Below are 16,503 nucleotides of genomic sequence, written 5' to 3'. Positions count from 1 at the left end.
GGCGCGGCTGTGGTGGCTCAGCGCCAAATAGCCCACTGCGGGCCTGCGCCAAACGGGCCATCACCGGTGCCGCGCTTCGTCATGGGGCATCGGTCGGCGCAGCCGGGGCCTGAGCGCCCGCCTGTTTGGTTTGCCGCAGCAGCAGCCAGGCCATGAGCCCAAGTGCCGCCACGCCCGCCAGCAGCACGCCCCAGAGCACGGCGCTGCGCGTGGAGATGCCGCCGCTGGCCGCCGCAGCGGGCACCAGCGCGCCGTCGCCGTCTGCGGGCTTGCCGCCAGTGATGTCGGCCCGGGCCACAGCCGCCAGCGCCACGGGCAGGGTGTTCTCTTGCGCGGGCTGGTAGCCCGGCACCAGGCTGGCCAGGGGCAGGAAGGCGCTGGCCGCCGCCGTGGCCCCGGGCAGCCCGGCCGCCAGCGTGAAGGGCCCCTGTCCGCTGGCCAGGAACACCAGCTGCGCGGGCTCGAACTGCAGCGCCAAAGCGGGCGCGGCAGCAAAACCGGGGGTCTTGGGGTCGGCTTCGATCTTGATCTCGCGCACCGAGGCGCCGCCCAGCTCCACGGGCCCGCTGGCCTGTTCCTTGCCGCCGGTTGCCATCTTGTAGACCACGGCACTGGCCAGTGGCGACCAAGGCTGCTCGCGGTGGTTGCGGCCCAGCACGCGCACCGGAATCAGCACATTGCTGCCGGGCGGCGTGATGGCGAGCGCGGCGACCGGCGTGGCAAACGGCAGCGCAAACACCAGTTCACGCGGGTTGGCCAGGGCGGGCGTGGCCATGCTGGCGCTGACGCGCTCGCGCGGGCCCGTGCTGCGCGAGGTGGCCAGCGTGGCGCCGCGCAGGGTCACGGCAGCGTCGCCCCAGGTCACGCGCAGGTAGTGGCCCTTCAGGTCGGCGCGCTGCAGGTCAATCTGCTCGTTGCCCAGGCGGCCCGGTGCCGTGGGCGCCGCTGCCGCGTCCGCACGGTAGAGCACGGTCTCGGCGAGCGGCTGCCAATGTTTGAGGTCCTTGCTGGCCTGCACCCGGAACGTCACGGGCTGGCCCGCAGGCAGATCCACGTCCAGGGCCATGCGGGCCACGGGCAACTGCACATTGCGCGCGTCGAGCAGCGCGCCGCGCACGGCCTGCGGGGTGGCAGGGCCTGCCGTGGTGGTCGTGGCGGCCGTGTCGATCTGCACCACACGCTGGCCCTGGCGCTCCTCGATGCGCAGCGACAGCCCCTCCAGCCCGGCCGTGCCCGTGCTGGCGGCGCCCAGGATGGGATACGCGGGCAGGGTCACCAATTCCTCGGGCGCGCTGGCCGCCGCCACACCGGCCAGGGCCATCGGCACGGGCTGGCCCGCGCCGTTGAAGAGGCGCACGTCGGCATAGCCCGGGCTTTGCAGGCGCACCAGCACCTCGGCGGGCAGCATCACGCGCTGCAGCGGCGCATCGGCCGCGAGCGTGACAGGAACGCGGATGGCGTAGGCCGCAGGGCTGTTGGCATCGGCCGCCGCCTGGGCCACGCCGGTGCACAGGGACAGGGCGGCAGCGGCCAGCACCAGGGGCAGGTTCAGGGCGACAGGCTTCTTCATGGCAGTGTTTCTGGTTGCGATGGCGCCAGCGGTGGCGCGGCAGGCTCCGCAGGGGCGTCCGCCTTGGGTGGCGACTTCGGAGGCGACTTCGGAGGTAAAGGCGCAAAGTAGCCCACCACCAGCATCAGCACACCCACGGCGATGAAGGCAATGATGCGCTCAGCACCCCCCGCGTTGGACAGATCGATCAGCAGCAGCTTGACCACCACCACGCCCAGCAGGCCCGCGCCCACCAGCCACAGCGGCCGCTGCACGCGGCGGTGTGCCAGCACCATCAGGCTGAGCGCCAGCAGCGTCCACAGGATGGCGTAGCCGGTCTGCACCACGAAGCTGTTGAACAGCGCCGAGGCATCCCAGCGCACGCCAAAGAAGTGGTGGGCCACGCGCAGCCACACGGTGTTGATCACGATGAACGCGAGCAGCGCCAAGGCCACCAGCGCATGGCGCCCGGTGACCCCGCCCGAGCGGGCCGGGGGCGGCAGCGCTGCGAGCAGCACCCGCCGCCAGAACACCAGGCCGCCCAGCGCAAGCGCCAGGGTCAGGTCGGTGGGGTTGAGCAACGGGATGTAGGGCAGCGGCGCCGTGTGTCCGGACGAATGCACGGCGGCCAGCAGCGCGCCCCCGAACACCAGTACCGCAAGGGGCAGGGCCGCCAGCCAGTAGTAGGCCTCGGCATGCGGGTTCAGCGGCCAGGGCAGCGCCGCACGTGCCGCAGGCTGGTTGCCACGGCCCGCCCAGAGCGCGAGCAGCATCAGCACCGCAATCGCGCTGACCAGCAGGACCACACCGGCCCACGAGGTGCGCCACAGCTCGGCCTTGCCGATGCCGGACCACAGGCAGTCGGCCAGCAGCAAGGTCACCAGCCAGGCCGTGGCGGCGTGGAACCAGCCGAAGCGCGGCGCGCTTTGGGCGGACGGGCCCTCAGTGTCCGCCGCCTGCCAGCGATCGGTCTGCCACAGCATCCACCCATGCAGCGCCAGCACGATGGGCCACACGGCCCAGGCGGGGGTGCTCAACACACGGTGGCCGTCCACCACCTGCGCCACGAACCCCAGCGCCAGCACGCCGATGGTGGCGCGCGCGGGCCAGGTGGCCACGGCCCAGCGCGTGCGCAGGCCAAGCACCATCGACAGCGCGGCGCTCAGCACCACGGCCAACATGCCCAGCAGTTCGGCAACGCGGTCCGAGAACACCGGCACGGGCCACTGGCCCGCCTCCAGGCTAGGCACGCGCCGCGTGATCTCCAGCCACCAGGCCAGGCACCAGAAGACAAAGCCGTAGAGGTAGGCCGGATTGGGCAGCAGCACCTCCACCCTGGCATAGCCCTGGGCCCAGGCCGAACCGCTGTGTGACAGCGGCTGGCGCAGCCACCAGGCCAGCAGCAGCGCGGGCAGCGCAATCAGCATCGCACCCAGGAAGGCCGGGTTGGCCAGCGGCAGGGGCGAGACCTGCAGGCCCCCGCCGTCCACACCGCTCATGAACGCCAGCATGGCGACGACCTGCAGCACCAGACCAAAGGCCCGCGGCATCCAGCGCGCCTGGCGCATGCCGACCCAGAAGGCGCCCGCGCCTTCGAGCGCCCACACCGCCGAGGTCCACTGCGCATCCAGCGCGAGCGGCACGGCCAGCGTGGCAAAGCCCACGCCGATGGCGATGAAACATTCGGTGAGCAGGCGCCAGCTGGCTTGCGCGCGGCGCACCAGCACGGTCGCGGTCAGCAGGTAGAGCGCAGCAAAGGCCAGCGCCGAGAAGGCCGCGCCCAGCTCAAACGGCTGCACCAGCCCGGCCTGCAGCCCAAAACCCACCAGCGGCGTGCCGAAGACCAGCATGCTGTCCACCGTCTTGCCCAGCTTCGTGGGCGTGTTGCGCGCATAGAGGATGGCGGTGGCGAGGTAGATCAGCACAAAGCCCGCGAGGAAGGGTTGCGTGCTGGCGTAGTGAGCGGGCACATACTTGAGCGCCCCCCAGGCCGTGGCCACGCCAAAGGTGGCGACAAAACCCACCACGTTGAGCACGCGCCAGGAGCGCTGGTGGGCGATGAAGAGAATCGCCAGGTTGAGCAGGGTGTAGTAGCTGAACAGGCCCACGTGGCTGCCCTGGCCGGTGGACAGCAGGATGGGCGCCGCAAAGCCCCCGGCGAACGCCGCCACCGCGAGCGCGCGCGAATCCTGCAGCAGCGCCAGCGCGCAGCTGGCCGCGCAGACCGCGATCATCAGCCCGAAGGCCCAGAGCGGCGGCAGCAGCCCATAGAGCCGGAAGGCCGCAAACACGGTGAGGTACATCACTGCCACGCCGCCGCCCTGCAGGGCCAGCGCAAAGCCGGGCTTGTCGGTGCGCTTGCGGAACCCCACCCCCAGCAGCGCAATGCCCACCGCTGCAACCGCCGCCAGGCGGAATTCAACCGGCAGCAGCCCGGCGGAGGCGGCGTAGCGTGCGAGGAAAGACAGGCCGATGAACAGGATCACCAGGCCCACACGCACGATGGTGTTGCCGCCCAGGAGCCAGCTCTTGGCCGCGAGCACGGCGAGCTCGATGGGGTTGGGCTGCGCGGGCGGGGCTGTCTTGCGGGGCGCGGCAGGCGCGTCCGTGCGGTTGGCCACCGGGGCCGACGAAGGGACGCGCGGCAGGCCTTGGGGCGTGAGTTCGCCGGCCCAAAAAGCGTCGTCCGCATCCCGAGGATCGTCGCTGGGGGTGGGTGGTGGAGGGGGTGCCTGTAGCACGGGCCCTTGCGGCACGGGCGCCGCCGCCTCAGGCCGGTCTTCGGCAACCGCCGCCGCCTGCGGTGCCCGCGTGGGCTGGGCGGTGGCCTTGGTGGCGTGCGCCTGCAGCTCGGTGCGGATGGCCGAGCGGATCGCCCAGCGCAGCGACAGCCCGGCGAAAAATCCCAGAATGCCGCCCACAAACGGCCCGAAGTCGCCGTAACCGCCGAACCACGAGCCCAGCACCGCGCCCCAGAAAATGCCCCAGATGATCATGCCGCCCTCGCCCTCTTTTTTGGGCTCCGGTCGGCAGGCCGTGGGGCTGTGCGCGAAAGAAGCCGTCGTATTGGTAGACCCACCGGCAACCGCTCGCGCAGCCGCCTTGCGAACCAACACCCCGGTCAGGGACACGAGGTGCAGGGCCTTGCAGGCGCGTGGCGGAGAGGGTGCGTGCGGCAGCTTGGCAGCCCCGCTGTGGTTCCGCAGGCTTATACAGCACACTCTGCGCAGGAACCACGCCCTAACGCCTTGTTACCTTGCAGGGCGCCCGGCCACATCGAGCCCCTCGCCCCGGGACGAGGGCTTGCACTGCACGGATTTGAAGCCAAAACAGGCCTTTCCGCGCGTCCATCAAGCCCTATCAGCTACCGATTTAATAGCAATCACCCTTTGGCCCGCGCCAGGTGCGTGAGCGGCAGCGCCCCGCTGGCCTTCACCTCGCCCAGCGAGAAGCTGGTGTGCATGTCTTTCACATTGGGCAGGTTCAGCAGCACGTCGCGCGCAAACTGCGAAAAGCTGTCCAGGTCGCGCGCCACCACCTGCAGTTCGAAGGTGCCGGTGCCGCTGATGTAGTGGCAGGACACGACCTCGGGGATCTGGCGGATGGCCTCTTCCATCTTGCGCGTGAGGTTGCCCGTGCTGCGGTCGGCGTCCAGCCGCACAAAGGCCAGCACCCCCAGTCCAATCTTGTGCCGGTCGATCTCGGCGCGGTAGCCCTTGATGAAGCCTTGCTCTTCCAGCGCCCGCACGCGGCGCCAGCAGGGCGCGGCCGACAGGCCCACGCGCTGGGCCAGCTCGGCGTTCGTCAGGCGAGCGTCAGCCTGCAGTTCGTTGAGGATGGCGATATCGAATTTGTCGAGAGTGTTCACAAAATGGCAGCAATGAGAAAGATCCTTTCTCAGAATAGCCTAAACACGGCACAGAACGCAAAGACATATCAGCGGCGCAGACATACACTTCTCTCCACACTGGAGTCGCGGCCCTAAACGGGCGGATGGACTCTGCCCCCCACCGGCCCACAAGGCGCGGACCCCACAAAAAAGCCATTGGAGACATAGCCATGAATGCCCCACTCCCAGAATCCGTCCGCAAGGCGCTGGAAACCGTCACGCTTGACGACAAGTATTCCCTGGACCACGGCCGGGCCTTCATGAGCGGGGTGCAGGCCCTGGTGCGCCTGCCCATGCTGCAGCGCCAGCGCGATGCGGTGGCCGGGCTGAACACCGCCGGATTCATCAGCGGCTACCGGGGCTCCCCGCTGGGCACGTATGACCAGGCGCTGTGGGCGGCCAAGAAGCACCTGGCGGCCAACAACATCGTCTTCCAGCCCGGCGTGAACGAAGAGCTGGGCGCCACGGCCGTCTGGGGCACGCAGCAGCTGGACCTGTACCCGCAGAGCAAGAAGTTCGACGGCGTCTTCGGCATTTGGTACGGCAAGGGCCCGGGCGTGGACCGCTGCTCGGACGTGTTCAAGCACGCCAACATGGCGGGCACCGCCAAGCATGGCGGCGTGATCGCCATTGCGGGCGACGACCACATCAGCAAGAGCAGCACGGCCGCGCACCAGAGCGACCACATCTTCAAGGCCTGCGGCACGCCGGTGTTCTTCCCGAGCAGCGTGCAAGAGATCCTGGACATGGGCCTGCACGCCTTTGCCATGAGCCGTTTCTCGGGCGTGTGGTCGGGCATGAAGACCATCCAGGAGGTGGTGGAGTCTTCGAGCAGCATCAACATCGACCCGGACCGCGTGAAGATCGTGATGCCTGAGGACTTCGTGATGCCGCCCGGCGGTCTGCACATCCGCTGGCCCGACGCGCCGCTGGAGCAGGAAGCGCGCCTGATGGATTACAAGTGGTACGCGGCCCTGGCGTACATCCGCGCCAACAAGCTCAACTACAACGTCATCGAAGGCAAGAACGACCGCTTCGGCATCATTGCCAGCGGCAAGGCCTACAACGACACCCGCCAGGCGCTGGTGGACCTGGGCCTCGATGACGACACCTGCCGCCAGCTGGGCATCCGCGTGCACAAGGTCAACGTGGTGTGGCCGCTCGAAGCCACCATCACGCGCGACTTTGCACAAGGCCTGCAAGAGATCCTGGTGGTGGAAGAAAAACGCCAGGTCATCGAATACCAGCTGAAAGAAGAGCTGTACAACTGGCGCGCCGACGTGCGCCCCAATGTGCTGGGCAAGTTCGACGAGCCCGAAGGCGATGCGACGGGCGGCGAATGGAGCATGCCCAACCCCAGCCAGAACTGGCTGCTGCGTGCCAAGGCCGACCTGACCCCCGCCATCATCGCCAAGGCGATTGCCAAGCGCCTGAAGAAGCTGGGCGTATCGAGCGACATCATCGCGCGCATGGATTCGCGCATTGCCGTCATCGAAGCCAGCGAGCGCGCGATGACCGAGCTGAAGGTGGACACGGGCGAACGCGCCCCGTGGTTCTGCAGCGGCTGCCCGCACAACACCAGCACCCGCGTGCCCGAAGGCTCTCGCGCCGTGGCCGGCATTGGCTGCCACTACATGGCCAACTGGATGCCCGACCGCAACACCAGCACCTTCACGCAGATGGGCGGCGAGGGCGTGACCTGGGTGGGCCAGGCGCCGTTCACCACCGACCAGCATGTGTTCGCCAACCTGGGCGACGGTACCTACTTCCACAGCGGGCTGCTGGCCATCCGCCAGAGCATTGCGGCCGGCACCAGCATCACCTACAAGGTGCTCTACAACGACGCCGTGGCCATGACCGGCGGCCAGCAGGTGGGCGAGCGGCCTGAAGGCCACTCGGTGCTGCAGATCATGAACAGCCTGAAGTCCGAGGGCGTGGTCAAGCTCATCATCGTGACCGACGAGCCGCAGAAGTACGACGGCGTACCGTTGGCCGATGGCGTGACGGTGCACCACCGCGACGAGCTCGACACGCTGCAGCGCCAGTTCCGCGAGATCAAGGGCTGCACGGTCATCATCTACGACCAGACCTGCGCGACGGAGAAGCGCCGCCGCCGCAAGCGCGGCACCCTGGCCACGCCCGACAAGACCGTGGTCATCAACGAGCTGGTGTGCGAGGGCTGTGGCGACTGCTCGACCAAGTCCAACTGCCTCTCCGTCGAGCCGGTGGAGACGGAATTTGGCCGCAAGCGCCGCATCAACCAGAGCACCTGCAACAAGGACTACTCGTGCGTCAACGGCTTCTGCCCCAGTTTCGTCACGGTGGAGGGCGGCAAGCTCAAGAAGCCCAAGAAGGAAAAGAAAGGCGACCTGTCGGCGCTGCCGTCCATTCCTGAACCCGTGCTGCCGGTGGCGGAAGCGGCCTGGGGCATCGTGGTCGGCGGCGTGGGCGGCACGGGCGTGATCACCATCGGCTCGCTGCTGGGCATGGCGGCGCACCTGGATGGCAAGGGCGTCATCACGCAGGACGCTGGCGGCCTGGCGCAAAAGGGTGGCGCCACCTGGAGCCACATCCAGATCGCCAACCGCCCCGAAGCCATCTACACCACCAAGGTCGATACGGCCAAGGCGGACCTGGTGATCGGCTGCGACTCCATCGTGGCGGCGCACAAGTACACACTGGCTGTGATGCAACCGGGCCGTACCTTTGTGGCGCTGAACACGCACGGCACGCCCACGGCGGCCTTCGTGACCAACCCGGACTGGCAGTTCCCCGGTGCCAATTGCGACAGCGCGATTGCTGCGGCGGTCGGCGCAGGCGGTGTGGGCAGCTTTGACGCCGAGCAGGTGGCCACCCAGCTGCTGGGCGACAGCATCTACACCAACCCGCTGATGCTGGGCTACGCCTGGCAAAAGGGCCGCGTGCCGCTCACGCTGGCATCGCTGATGCGCGCCATGGAACTCAACGGCGTGCAGGTGGACAACAACAAGGCCGCGTTTGAATGGGGCCGCCGCTGCGCGCACGATCTGGCGTCGGTGCAGGCGCTGTTCCAGGCTGCGCAGGTGATCCAGTTTGTGAAGAAGCCCTCGCTGACCGAGATGATCGCCAAGCGTGTCGAATTCCTCACTGGCTACCAGAACGCGGCCTACGCGGCCGAGTACCACGCGTTTGTCGAGAAGGTGAAGGCGACCGAATCGCGGCTGGACGTCGGCACCCGCCTGAGCGAAGCCGTGGCCCGCTACCTGTTCAAGCTCATGGCGTACAAGGACGAGTACGAAGTGGCGCGCCTGCACACCGACCAGGCTTTCACGGACAAGATCGCCAACATGTTCGAAGGCGACTACAAGCTGGTGCACCACCTGGCACCACCCATGACGGCCAAGAAGAACGACAAGGGCGAACTCGTCAAGCAGCCCTTCGGCCCCTGGATGCGCAGCGCTTTTGGCCTGCTGGCCAAGATGAAGGGTCTGCGCGGCACGGCGCTGGACGTGTTCGGCAAGACCGAGGAGCGCCGCATGGAGCGCGCGCTGATCGTGGAATACCGCGCCTGCATCGACGAACTGCTGGCCACGCTGAATGCGGACAACCTGGCCCTGGCCGTGGAGATCGCCCGCATCCCCGAAGAGATCCGGGGCTATGGCCACGTGAAGGAGCGCCACCTGAAAGCGGCACGCCCCAAATGGGACGGCCTGATGGCCCAGTGGCGCAGCGGCAAGGCGACCGAGCCCCGGCGCCAGGCGGCCTGACACACGGCCCGCAGCGGCCGTTTGGGGCGGAGAGCCCGCGCCTGGCGCGGGCTTTTTGCTATTAATTGATGAGCTATAAATGCATAACCATCAAGCGCTAGCAGCCATTTTTACCCAAATAACTGTCAATCCATCCCTTGCGCCGCCTGGCGCGGCAAACACCCGCTGCCGCCTTGGGTCTTCCTCCTGGGGACACAGGCGAGGCGCCGCATACAATGCCCTGTTCTGCCCTGACAGGCGCTATGGCGCTTGCCTCTGGCGGGTTGTGTGAATTTTGAACATCCGTTGTGGAGTCCAGTCCGTGTTTATTTCTTCCGCTTTTGCCCAAACCGCACCCGCAGCAGCCGCTGGCGGCGGCGACATGATGTCCACGCTCACGGGCATGCTGCCCCTGGTGCTGATGTTTGTGGTGCTGTACTTCGTCATGATCCGCCCCCAGATGAAGCGCCAGAAGGAACACCGCGCCATGATCGAAGCCATTGCCAAGGGCGACGAAGTGGCCACCGCAGGCGGCATCGTCGGCAAGGTCACGCGCCTGTCCGAAGGTTTCCTGCACATCGAGATCGCCAGCGGCGTGGAAGTGCAGCTGCAGCGCAGCGCCGTGGTTCAGGTGCTTCCCAAGGGTTCGGTGAAGTGAGGATCAACCCCCTGAGCGGCTGCGCCGCTTCCCCCTTCTCTCGCGCAGCGCGCGGGAAGGGGGACGACGCCCGTGGCCTGGCAACGCCAGTTCCACGGTGTCCGCTGGCATGAGGGGATCGGCGCACACAGCGCCTGAAATACTGAGATAAGAGCGCGATCATGAACCGTTATCCGGTCTGGAAGTACGCGATCCTGGTGATCGTGCTGCTGGTGGGGGTGTTGTACACCCTGCCCAATTTCTTCGGCGAGGCACCTGCCGTGCAGGTTTCGTCGGCCAAAGCCACCGTCAAGGTGGACACCGCCGTGCAGCAGCGGGTGGAAGAGGCGCTCAAGGCGGCTGGCGTCACGCCAGACTTCGTGGAACTGGAAGGCAACTCGGTGCGCGCGCGTTTCGATGCGCCCGACACGCAGCTCAAGGCCAAGGACGCGATCCAGAAGGCCCTGGTGCCCGACGCCAGCGATCCCTCGTACATCGTGGCGCTGAACCTGGTGTCCCGCTCGCCCGTCTGGCTCAAATCCCTGCACGCCAACCCCATGTACCTGGGCCTGGACCTGCGCGGCGGCGTGCACTTCATGCTGCAGGTGGACATGCAGGCGGCCTTGACCAAAAAAGCCGAGTCGTACGCAGGCGACATCCGCACCGCACTGCGCGACAAGAGCATTCGCCACGGTGGCATCAGCCGCGAAGGGCAGAACATCGACATCAAGGTGCGCGACGAAGCCACGATGACTGCAGCCCGCAACCTGATTGCGGACCAGTTCCCCGACCTCCAGGTCGCCAGCACGCCCGAGGGCACTGAATTCAAGCTGCGCGTTGCCATCAAGCCCGAAGCCACGCGCAAGGTGCAGGAGCAGGCGCTCAAGCAGAACATGGTCACGCTGCACAACCGGATCAACGAACTGGGCGTGGCCGAACCAGTGATCCAGCAGCAGGGCCTGGACCGCATCGTGGTGCAGCTGCCCGGTGTGCAGGACACGGCCAAGGCCAAAGACATCCTGGGCCGCACCGCCACGCTGGAAGTTCGCCTGGTGGACGAGGGCACCGAAGCCCGCGCCGCCGAGACTGGCCGTGGCCCCGTGCCGTTCGGCTCGGAACGCTATCTGGAACGCAGCGGCCAGCCAGTCATCGTCAAGAAACAGGTGATCTTGACCGGCGAGAACCTGACCGATGCCCAGCCGGGCTTTGACGGCCAGACGCAGGAACCCACTGTGAACCTCACGCTGGACGCCAAGGGTGCGCGCATCTTCAAGGACATCACGCGCGAGAACGTAGGCAAGCGCATGGCCATCGTGCTGTTTGAAAAGGGCAAGGGCGAAGTGGTGACCGCGCCAGTGATCCGCACCGAAATCGGCGGTGGGCGCGTGCAGATTTCGGGCCGCATGACCACGGCCGAAGCCAACGACACCGCGCTGCTGCTGCGCGCCGGTTCGCTGGCGGCGCCCATGGAAATCATCGAAGAATTCACCATCGGCCCCAGCCTGGGCGCCGACAACATCGAGCGCGGCATCAACAGCGTGGTCTGGGGTCTGATCGCGATTGCCATCTTCATGTGCGCCTACTACATGCTGTTTGGCGTGTTCTCCAGCATTGCGCTGGGCGTGAACGTGCTGCTGCTGGTGGCGGTTCTGTCGATGCTGCAAGCCACACTCACATTGCCGGGTATTGCCGCCATGGCCCTCGCGATTGGGGTGGCCATTGACTCGAACGTGCTGATCAATGAACGCATCCGCGAGGAGCTGCGCTCGGGTGTCTCGCCACAGGCGGCCATCCATACGGGCTACGAGCGTGCCTGGGCGACGATTCTCGACTCCAACGTGACGACCCTGATTGCAGGCCTGGCCCTGCTGGCCTTTGGCTCCGGCCCGGTGCGCGGGTTTGCCGTGGTGCATTGCATCGGCATCCTGACCAGCATGTTCTCGGCCGTGTTCTTCTCGCGGGGCCTGGTGAACCTGTGGTACGGCCGCCAGAAGAAGCTCAAGAGCGTGTCGATCGGTACGGTCTGGAAGCCAGATACCGACACCGCCGTGGCCAAGACGAACTAAAGGACAACGGCCATGGAATTCTTCCGCATCAAAAAAGATATCCCCTTCATGAAGCACGCGTTGATCTTCAACGCGATCTCCTTCATCACCTTTGCCCTCGCAGTGTTCTTCCTGCTGACCCGTGGCCTGCACCTGTCGGTGGAGTTCACCGGCGGTACGGTCATGGAAGTGGCCTACAGCCAGCCCGCCGAGCTGGCCAAGGTCCGCGAGACGGTTTCCGGCCTGGGCTATCCGGACGTGCAGGTGCAGAACTTCGGCACCGCCCGCGACGTGATGATCCGGCTGCCCGTGCAAAAGGGCGTCACATCCGCGCAGCAAAGCGAGCAGGTGCTGGGCGCACTCAAGGCCGCTGACCCCGAGGTCACGCTGCGCCGCACCGAGTTCGTCGGCCCGCAGGTGGGTGAGGAACTGGTGCACGGCGGCCTTATGGCGCTGGCCATGGTGGTCGTGGGCATCGTGATCTACCTGGCCTTCCGCTTCGAGTGGAAGTTCGGGGTAGCAGCCATCATTGCCAACCTGCATGACGTGGTGATCATCCTGGGCTTCTTCGCGTTCTTTCAGTGGGAGTTCTCGCTGTCGGTGCTGGCTGCTGTGCTGGCCGTGCTGGGATACTCGGTCAACGAGTCGGTGGTGATCTTCGACCGGATCCGCGAGGCCTTCCGCAAGTACCGCAAGATGAGCACGCACGAGGTGATCGACCACGCCATCACGAGCACGATGAGCCGCACCATCATCACCCACGCTTCGACCGAGGCCATGGTGCTGTCGATGTTCTTCTTTGGCGGCCCCAGCCTGCACTACTTTGCGCTGGCGCTGACGATCGGCATCCTGTTCGGCATCTACTCGTCCGTGTTCGTGGCAGCCGCCATCGCCATGTGGCTGGGCGTAAAACGCGAGGACCTTGTCAAGCCCGTCAGAAAAGATGGGGATCCGAATGATCCCCATGCCGGAGCCACCGTCTGACCCGCTAATATCTGCCCATGCAGCCCACGCCCTCTTCCGTTCCGCAGCGCCGCCTGGCCCGCCAGGCGCGCCAGCGGTTCGTAGAGGGCATCTGTGCAGGGCTCCCGGACCTGGACAAGACGGTCCTGGACCTCCTGACAACGCTGATGACCCAGACGGGCACGGCGCGCGAAATGCAGTCGCACCGCGATGCCTGGATGCGGTATCAACAGCACCACGCAGCCTGGACAGATCGCACTGGCAAGGCCTGGCGCGATGCGTTGGCCCCCCATAGCAGCACCACCCGGGGTGCCCTGGCAGCCAATGGCGCAAACCCCCAGTTCGAACTGTTGAGCGACGACGTGGTGGAAAACAAGATCCTGGCTTCACGCATGGCCCTGACGGTCAGCGAACAGGTGAGCCAGCAGTTCGACACACTGCGCCAGCGCACCCAGTCGCTGGAAGGCCAGGAACTCGACAGCAGCGATATCCTCCGTCCGGAAGCCGTGTGCCTGCTGCTGGTCGAGCAGTGGGTGGAGGCCGGACTGCCCCGCACCGACCTGCAGACCGTGGTGGACCCGCTGCAGCGGGAACTGGCCAACTTGCTCCAGAAACAGTACCAGGCCGTCAACGTGTTCTATGTGGAACAGGGTGTGACGCCACAGGCGGACCTGAAGTCCCGCGTGCGGCGCACGGCAGGGGGGGCGATCACCGGCAGCGGTGGGAGCAACGACTCCGGGGCCGGAGGCCTGGCCTCCCAGGCCCTGGCCCAGACTCGGGATGCCATGGCGGCAGCGCGCGGGGGCATGATGCCCCCCCAAGGCGGTCGGCCCATGCCCCAGCATCCGTCCCGCATGCCCCCGCCGGGCTACCCGCAGCACGGAATGCCCACTGCGTTTGCCACCGGCATGACTCCGCTGGCACGCGCCCGCCAGCGCGCCCACGGTGTGATGGGGCAACTGCGCAGGCTGCTCACACAGCCCGCCACCGGCTTCGACATGGTCAATGCCCCACCAGCGTCTGCGGCGCTGGCCCATGCACTGACCGCCCACCGTGTGCACGCCGACACGTACTACAGCGGTGTCGCCACCCTGATGGAAGACTACAGCCCTGCGGCCGTGGTCCAGTTGGCAGGGGCCGTGCGCGAACGCTCGACCGAACTCAAGAAAAAGGCCTCGACGGCCGGTGAAAAAGCCATCATCGAGGTGGTGGCCCTGATGTTCCAGAGCATCCTGGCCGAAGACCGCATCCCGCCAGCCGTGCGCGTGTGGTTTGCGCGACTTCAGGTGCCTGTGCTGCGCGTGGCACTGGCCGAGCCAGAGTTTTTCAGCAACCTCAACCACCCAGCGCGCCAGCTGATCGACCGCATGGGCGCCTGCGTAATGGGCTTTGATGCGACCAGCATCAATGGCAGCGCACTGGAGGCGGAAATCCGTCGCGTGGTACAGGTGATTGAGCAGTACCCTGAAACCGGCCGCCGGGTGTTCCAGCTCGTCTACGACGAGTTCGAGAAATTCCTGTCCAAGTTCCTCACCGAAAAACAGGCTACGTCGCGCTTGGTGACGGTGGCTCAACAGGTCGAGCAAAGGGAGACGCTGGCGATCCAGTACACCATCGAGCTGCGTACCATGCTGCGCGACATGCCGGTGCGCGACGAGATCCGCGAGTTTCTGTTCAAGACCTGGGCCGAAGTCCTAGCCCTCTCGGCCGTGCGCGACGGCCCCCAGCACGCAGACACCATCTCGCTCAAGCGCACAGCCGCCGACCTCGTCTGGGCCGCCAGTGCCAAGCCCAACCGCAGCGACCGCGCGCAGGTCATCCAGAATCTTCCTGGCTTGCTGCAGCGACTGCGCCAGGGGCTGGCCCTCATGGGCGTGAACGGCGCGCCGCAGGACGCCCAGATCAAGATCCTCACCGACACCCTGGCCGATGCCTTCCTGTCCAAGACGGCCTCCATCCCGCAGGCCCACATTGACGCCATGGCCAAGCGCCTGGCCAATCTGGAGGACTTTATTAGCGACGCCACGCTGGGCGACATGCCGCTCAATGCCGACAACATCGAGATGATGCTGGGTATCGATGCTTCGTCCATTCACGTGGTCGCCGACAACGGTGCCCCGGTGGAAGACGCCATGGTGGCCTGGGCCCAGGAACTGCAGCCTGGCACCTGGTACACGCTGGACCACAACGGCGCATCGGCCCAGGTGCAGTACGCATGGCAAAGCCAGCGCAAACAGCTGCACCTGTTCGCAGCCGTGGATGGCAGCAGCTACCTGATCCAGCTGCGCAGGCTGGCTGCGTACTTGCAAGCGGGCTTGCTCGTGGCCCAGGACGAAGAAGGCCTGACCTTGCGCGCCACGCGCGATGCACTGGCCAAGCTGGACGCGAACCCCGAGCGGCTGCTGGACTGATGCGGCTTCAGGGGGCATCAAGACGATGCCTGTGCCACCCGGCAACGAGAGGCCACCGCCAGCGTCAGGCGCTGCCCAGCCGCTGGTACAGGCCGCCTGGCAGACGCGCCACCTGGCCATCCAACTCCAGCTCCAGCAATTCCACCTGCAGCGACGCCGCATCCATGCCCGTGCGGGCCACCAGGGCATCCACCCCCATGGGGTCAAAACCCAGCGCCTGCAACAGGGGGCTTTCAGTCTCGCGAGTGTCGATATCCCTGCTGCCTTCTTCGTCAAGCAAGGCAGCGCCAGAAGAGGCGCTCTGCTTGCCTGCCGCAGGGGGCATGCGCAGTTCTTCCAGTACATCCTGCGCGGACTCCACCAGCTTGGCGCCCTGGCGTATGAGCGCATGGCAACCCCGCGACTGCGGTGCGTGAATGGAGCCGGGGATGGCAAAAACCTCACGGCCCTGTTCCGCCGCCATTCGGGCGGTGATCAGCGAACCAGACGCCAACGCCGCCTCGACCACGAGAGTGCCTTGAGAGAGGCCGGAGATGATGCGGTTGCGCTTGGGGAAATTGGCGGCCAGCGGTGGCGTGCCCAGGGGGTATTCGCTGACCAACACCCCGTGGGCTGCGATGCGGTGGGCCAGGTCAAGGTTCTTGCGGGGGTAGACGCGATCCAACCCGGTGCCCACCACCGCAATGGTGGAGGGTGTTGCCTCCGCAAAGGGGTCGGAGGACACATCCAGAGCACCTTCATGGGCTGCCGCATCCACACCCAGTGCGAGCCCCGAGACGATGGTGAAGCCCGCCCCCCGCAGTGCGCGCGAAAAGAGCCGCGCGTTGTCCGTGCCCTGTGCCGTGGGGTTGCGGCTGCCGACCACGGCCAGGCACCGGCCGGTCGGGAACGGGTTTTGCGCAAGCAGCCGGGCCGCCCCCATCAGGTACATGAGCAGCGGGGGATCTTCGGTGTCCAGCAGCGACTGTGGATACCGGGCATCCCCCAATGTGATCACCGCACGGGCAGGTCCTTGTGGGTCTGCTCCCTCCAGCCAATGCCAGGTGGTCTCCAGCAACGCCTCCCATCCGCTGGGTACGGTACACAGCGCCTTGGCCTGGGCCAAGGTCACACAGTGCTGCAAGGCAGATTCGGGTTGACGGAAGATGTCCTGCGGCAGCCCAAAACGGGACAGCAGGCGCCGCGCGGCGCCATTGCCCACGCCCTGGGAAAGCGTGAGGCGCAACCAAGCGCCCAGCTCGTCGCGGTCCATGGAGGCAGTTGATAGAAGAACCACGGCAACGC

The 16,503-nt window shown here is 66.7% G+C and carries 9 protein-coding genes; 5 read left to right on the top strand and 4 right to left on the bottom strand.

Annotation, left to right across the window (positions count from 1 at the left end; translation table 11 throughout):
- Window positions 1-79: 79 nt before the first annotated feature.
- The 3 genes from ACQ4MJ_RS22380 to ACQ4MJ_RS22370 form a co-directional block, all read right to left on the bottom strand.
- The gene (locus ACQ4MJ_RS22380) at window positions 80-1,570 is read right to left on the bottom strand and encodes a DUF3999 domain-containing protein (RefSeq protein WP_431151225.1); all 1,491 of its coding nucleotides are present in this window, start codon (window positions 1,568-1,570) and stop codon (window positions 80-82) included.
- Window positions 1,567-4,545 carry a DUF2339 domain-containing protein gene (locus ACQ4MJ_RS22375; RefSeq protein ID WP_431151226.1) on the bottom strand — a complete coding sequence of 993 codons (2,979 nt, stop codon included), beginning with the start codon at window positions 4,543-4,545 and terminating at the stop codon, window positions 1,567-1,569. Before ACQ4MJ_RS22375 ends, ACQ4MJ_RS22380 begins: the two co-directional genes overlap by 4 nt.
- Window positions 4,546-4,931: 386 nt before the next feature.
- Window positions 4,932-5,417, bottom strand: a complete 486-nt coding sequence (locus ACQ4MJ_RS22370) for an Lrp/AsnC family transcriptional regulator (protein WP_055400366.1) — start codon at window positions 5,415-5,417, stop codon at window positions 4,932-4,934.
- A gap of 191 nt (window positions 5,418-5,608) precedes the next feature.
- Between ACQ4MJ_RS22370 and ACQ4MJ_RS22365 the strand changes: the two genes are divergently transcribed.
- The 5 genes from ACQ4MJ_RS22365 (at window position 5,609) to ACQ4MJ_RS22345 (ending at window position 15,219) form a co-directional block, all read left to right on the top strand.
- Window positions 5,609-9,184 carry an indolepyruvate ferredoxin oxidoreductase family protein gene (locus ACQ4MJ_RS22365; RefSeq protein WP_431151227.1) on the top strand — a complete coding sequence of 1,192 codons (3,576 nt, stop codon included), beginning with the start codon at window positions 5,609-5,611 and terminating at the stop codon, window positions 9,182-9,184.
- Between the two features lie 301 nt (window positions 9,185-9,485).
- Window positions 9,486-9,821 carry a preprotein translocase subunit YajC gene (gene yajC / locus ACQ4MJ_RS22360; protein ID WP_055400362.1) on the top strand — a complete coding sequence of 112 codons (336 nt, stop codon included), beginning with the start codon at window positions 9,486-9,488 and terminating at the stop codon, window positions 9,819-9,821.
- A gap of 161 nt (window positions 9,822-9,982) precedes the next feature.
- Window positions 9,983-11,866: a protein translocase subunit SecD gene (gene secD, locus ACQ4MJ_RS22355; RefSeq protein ID WP_228897166.1), complete on the top strand. Its 1,884-nt coding sequence runs from the start codon at window positions 9,983-9,985 to the stop codon at window positions 11,864-11,866.
- A 12-nt stretch (window positions 11,867-11,878) separates the two neighbouring features.
- Entirely contained in the window at window positions 11,879-12,829 is a 951-nt protein-coding gene (gene secF, locus ACQ4MJ_RS22350; protein ID WP_121421621.1) for a protein translocase subunit SecF, read from the top strand.
- 17 nt (window positions 12,830-12,846) lie between these two features.
- Window positions 12,847-15,219: a DUF1631 domain-containing protein gene (locus ACQ4MJ_RS22345; RefSeq protein WP_121421622.1), complete on the top strand. Its 2,373-nt coding sequence runs from the start codon at window positions 12,847-12,849 to the stop codon at window positions 15,217-15,219.
- A gap of 64 nt (window positions 15,220-15,283) precedes the next feature.
- On the opposite strand, the gene dprA is transcribed toward ACQ4MJ_RS22345, so the two are convergent.
- Window positions 15,284-16,471, bottom strand: a complete 1,188-nt coding sequence (gene dprA / locus ACQ4MJ_RS22340) for a DNA-processing protein DprA (RefSeq protein WP_431151228.1) — start codon at window positions 16,469-16,471, stop codon at window positions 15,284-15,286.
- Window positions 16,472-16,503 lie beyond the last annotated feature (32 nt).

This window comes from Acidovorax facilis, from assembly GCF_050626955.1.
Lineage (GTDB): Bacteria > Pseudomonadota > Gammaproteobacteria > Burkholderiales > Burkholderiaceae_C > Acidovorax > Acidovorax facilis.
The sequence above is the reverse complement of the archived record's forward strand: the minus strand, read 5'-3'. Positions and strand labels throughout refer to the sequence as shown.

Bases quoted from the DNA above. Each gene is read 5' to 3' on its own strand.
- secD (WP_228897166.1), top strand. From the start codon at position 9,983: ATGAACCGTTATCCGGTCTGGAAGTACGCGATCCTGGTGATCGTGCTG.
- ACQ4MJ_RS22375 (WP_431151226.1), bottom strand. From the start codon at position 4,545: ATGATCATCTGGGGCATTTTCTGGGGCGCGGTGCTGGGCTCGTGGTTC.
- ACQ4MJ_RS22380 (WP_431151225.1), bottom strand. From the start codon at position 1,570: ATGAAGAAGCCTGTCGCCCTGAACCTGCCCCTGGTGCTGGCCGCTGCC.
- dprA (WP_431151228.1), bottom strand. From the start codon at position 16,471: ATGGACCGCGACGAGCTGGGCGCTTGGTTGCGCCTCACGCTTTCCCAG.
- ACQ4MJ_RS22345 (WP_121421622.1), top strand. From the start codon at position 12,847: ATGCAGCCCACGCCCTCTTCCGTTCCGCAGCGCCGCCTGGCCCGCCAG.
- secF (WP_121421621.1), top strand. From the start codon at position 11,879: ATGGAATTCTTCCGCATCAAAAAAGATATCCCCTTCATGAAGCACGCG.
- ACQ4MJ_RS22365 (WP_431151227.1), top strand. From the start codon at position 5,609: ATGAATGCCCCACTCCCAGAATCCGTCCGCAAGGCGCTGGAAACCGTC.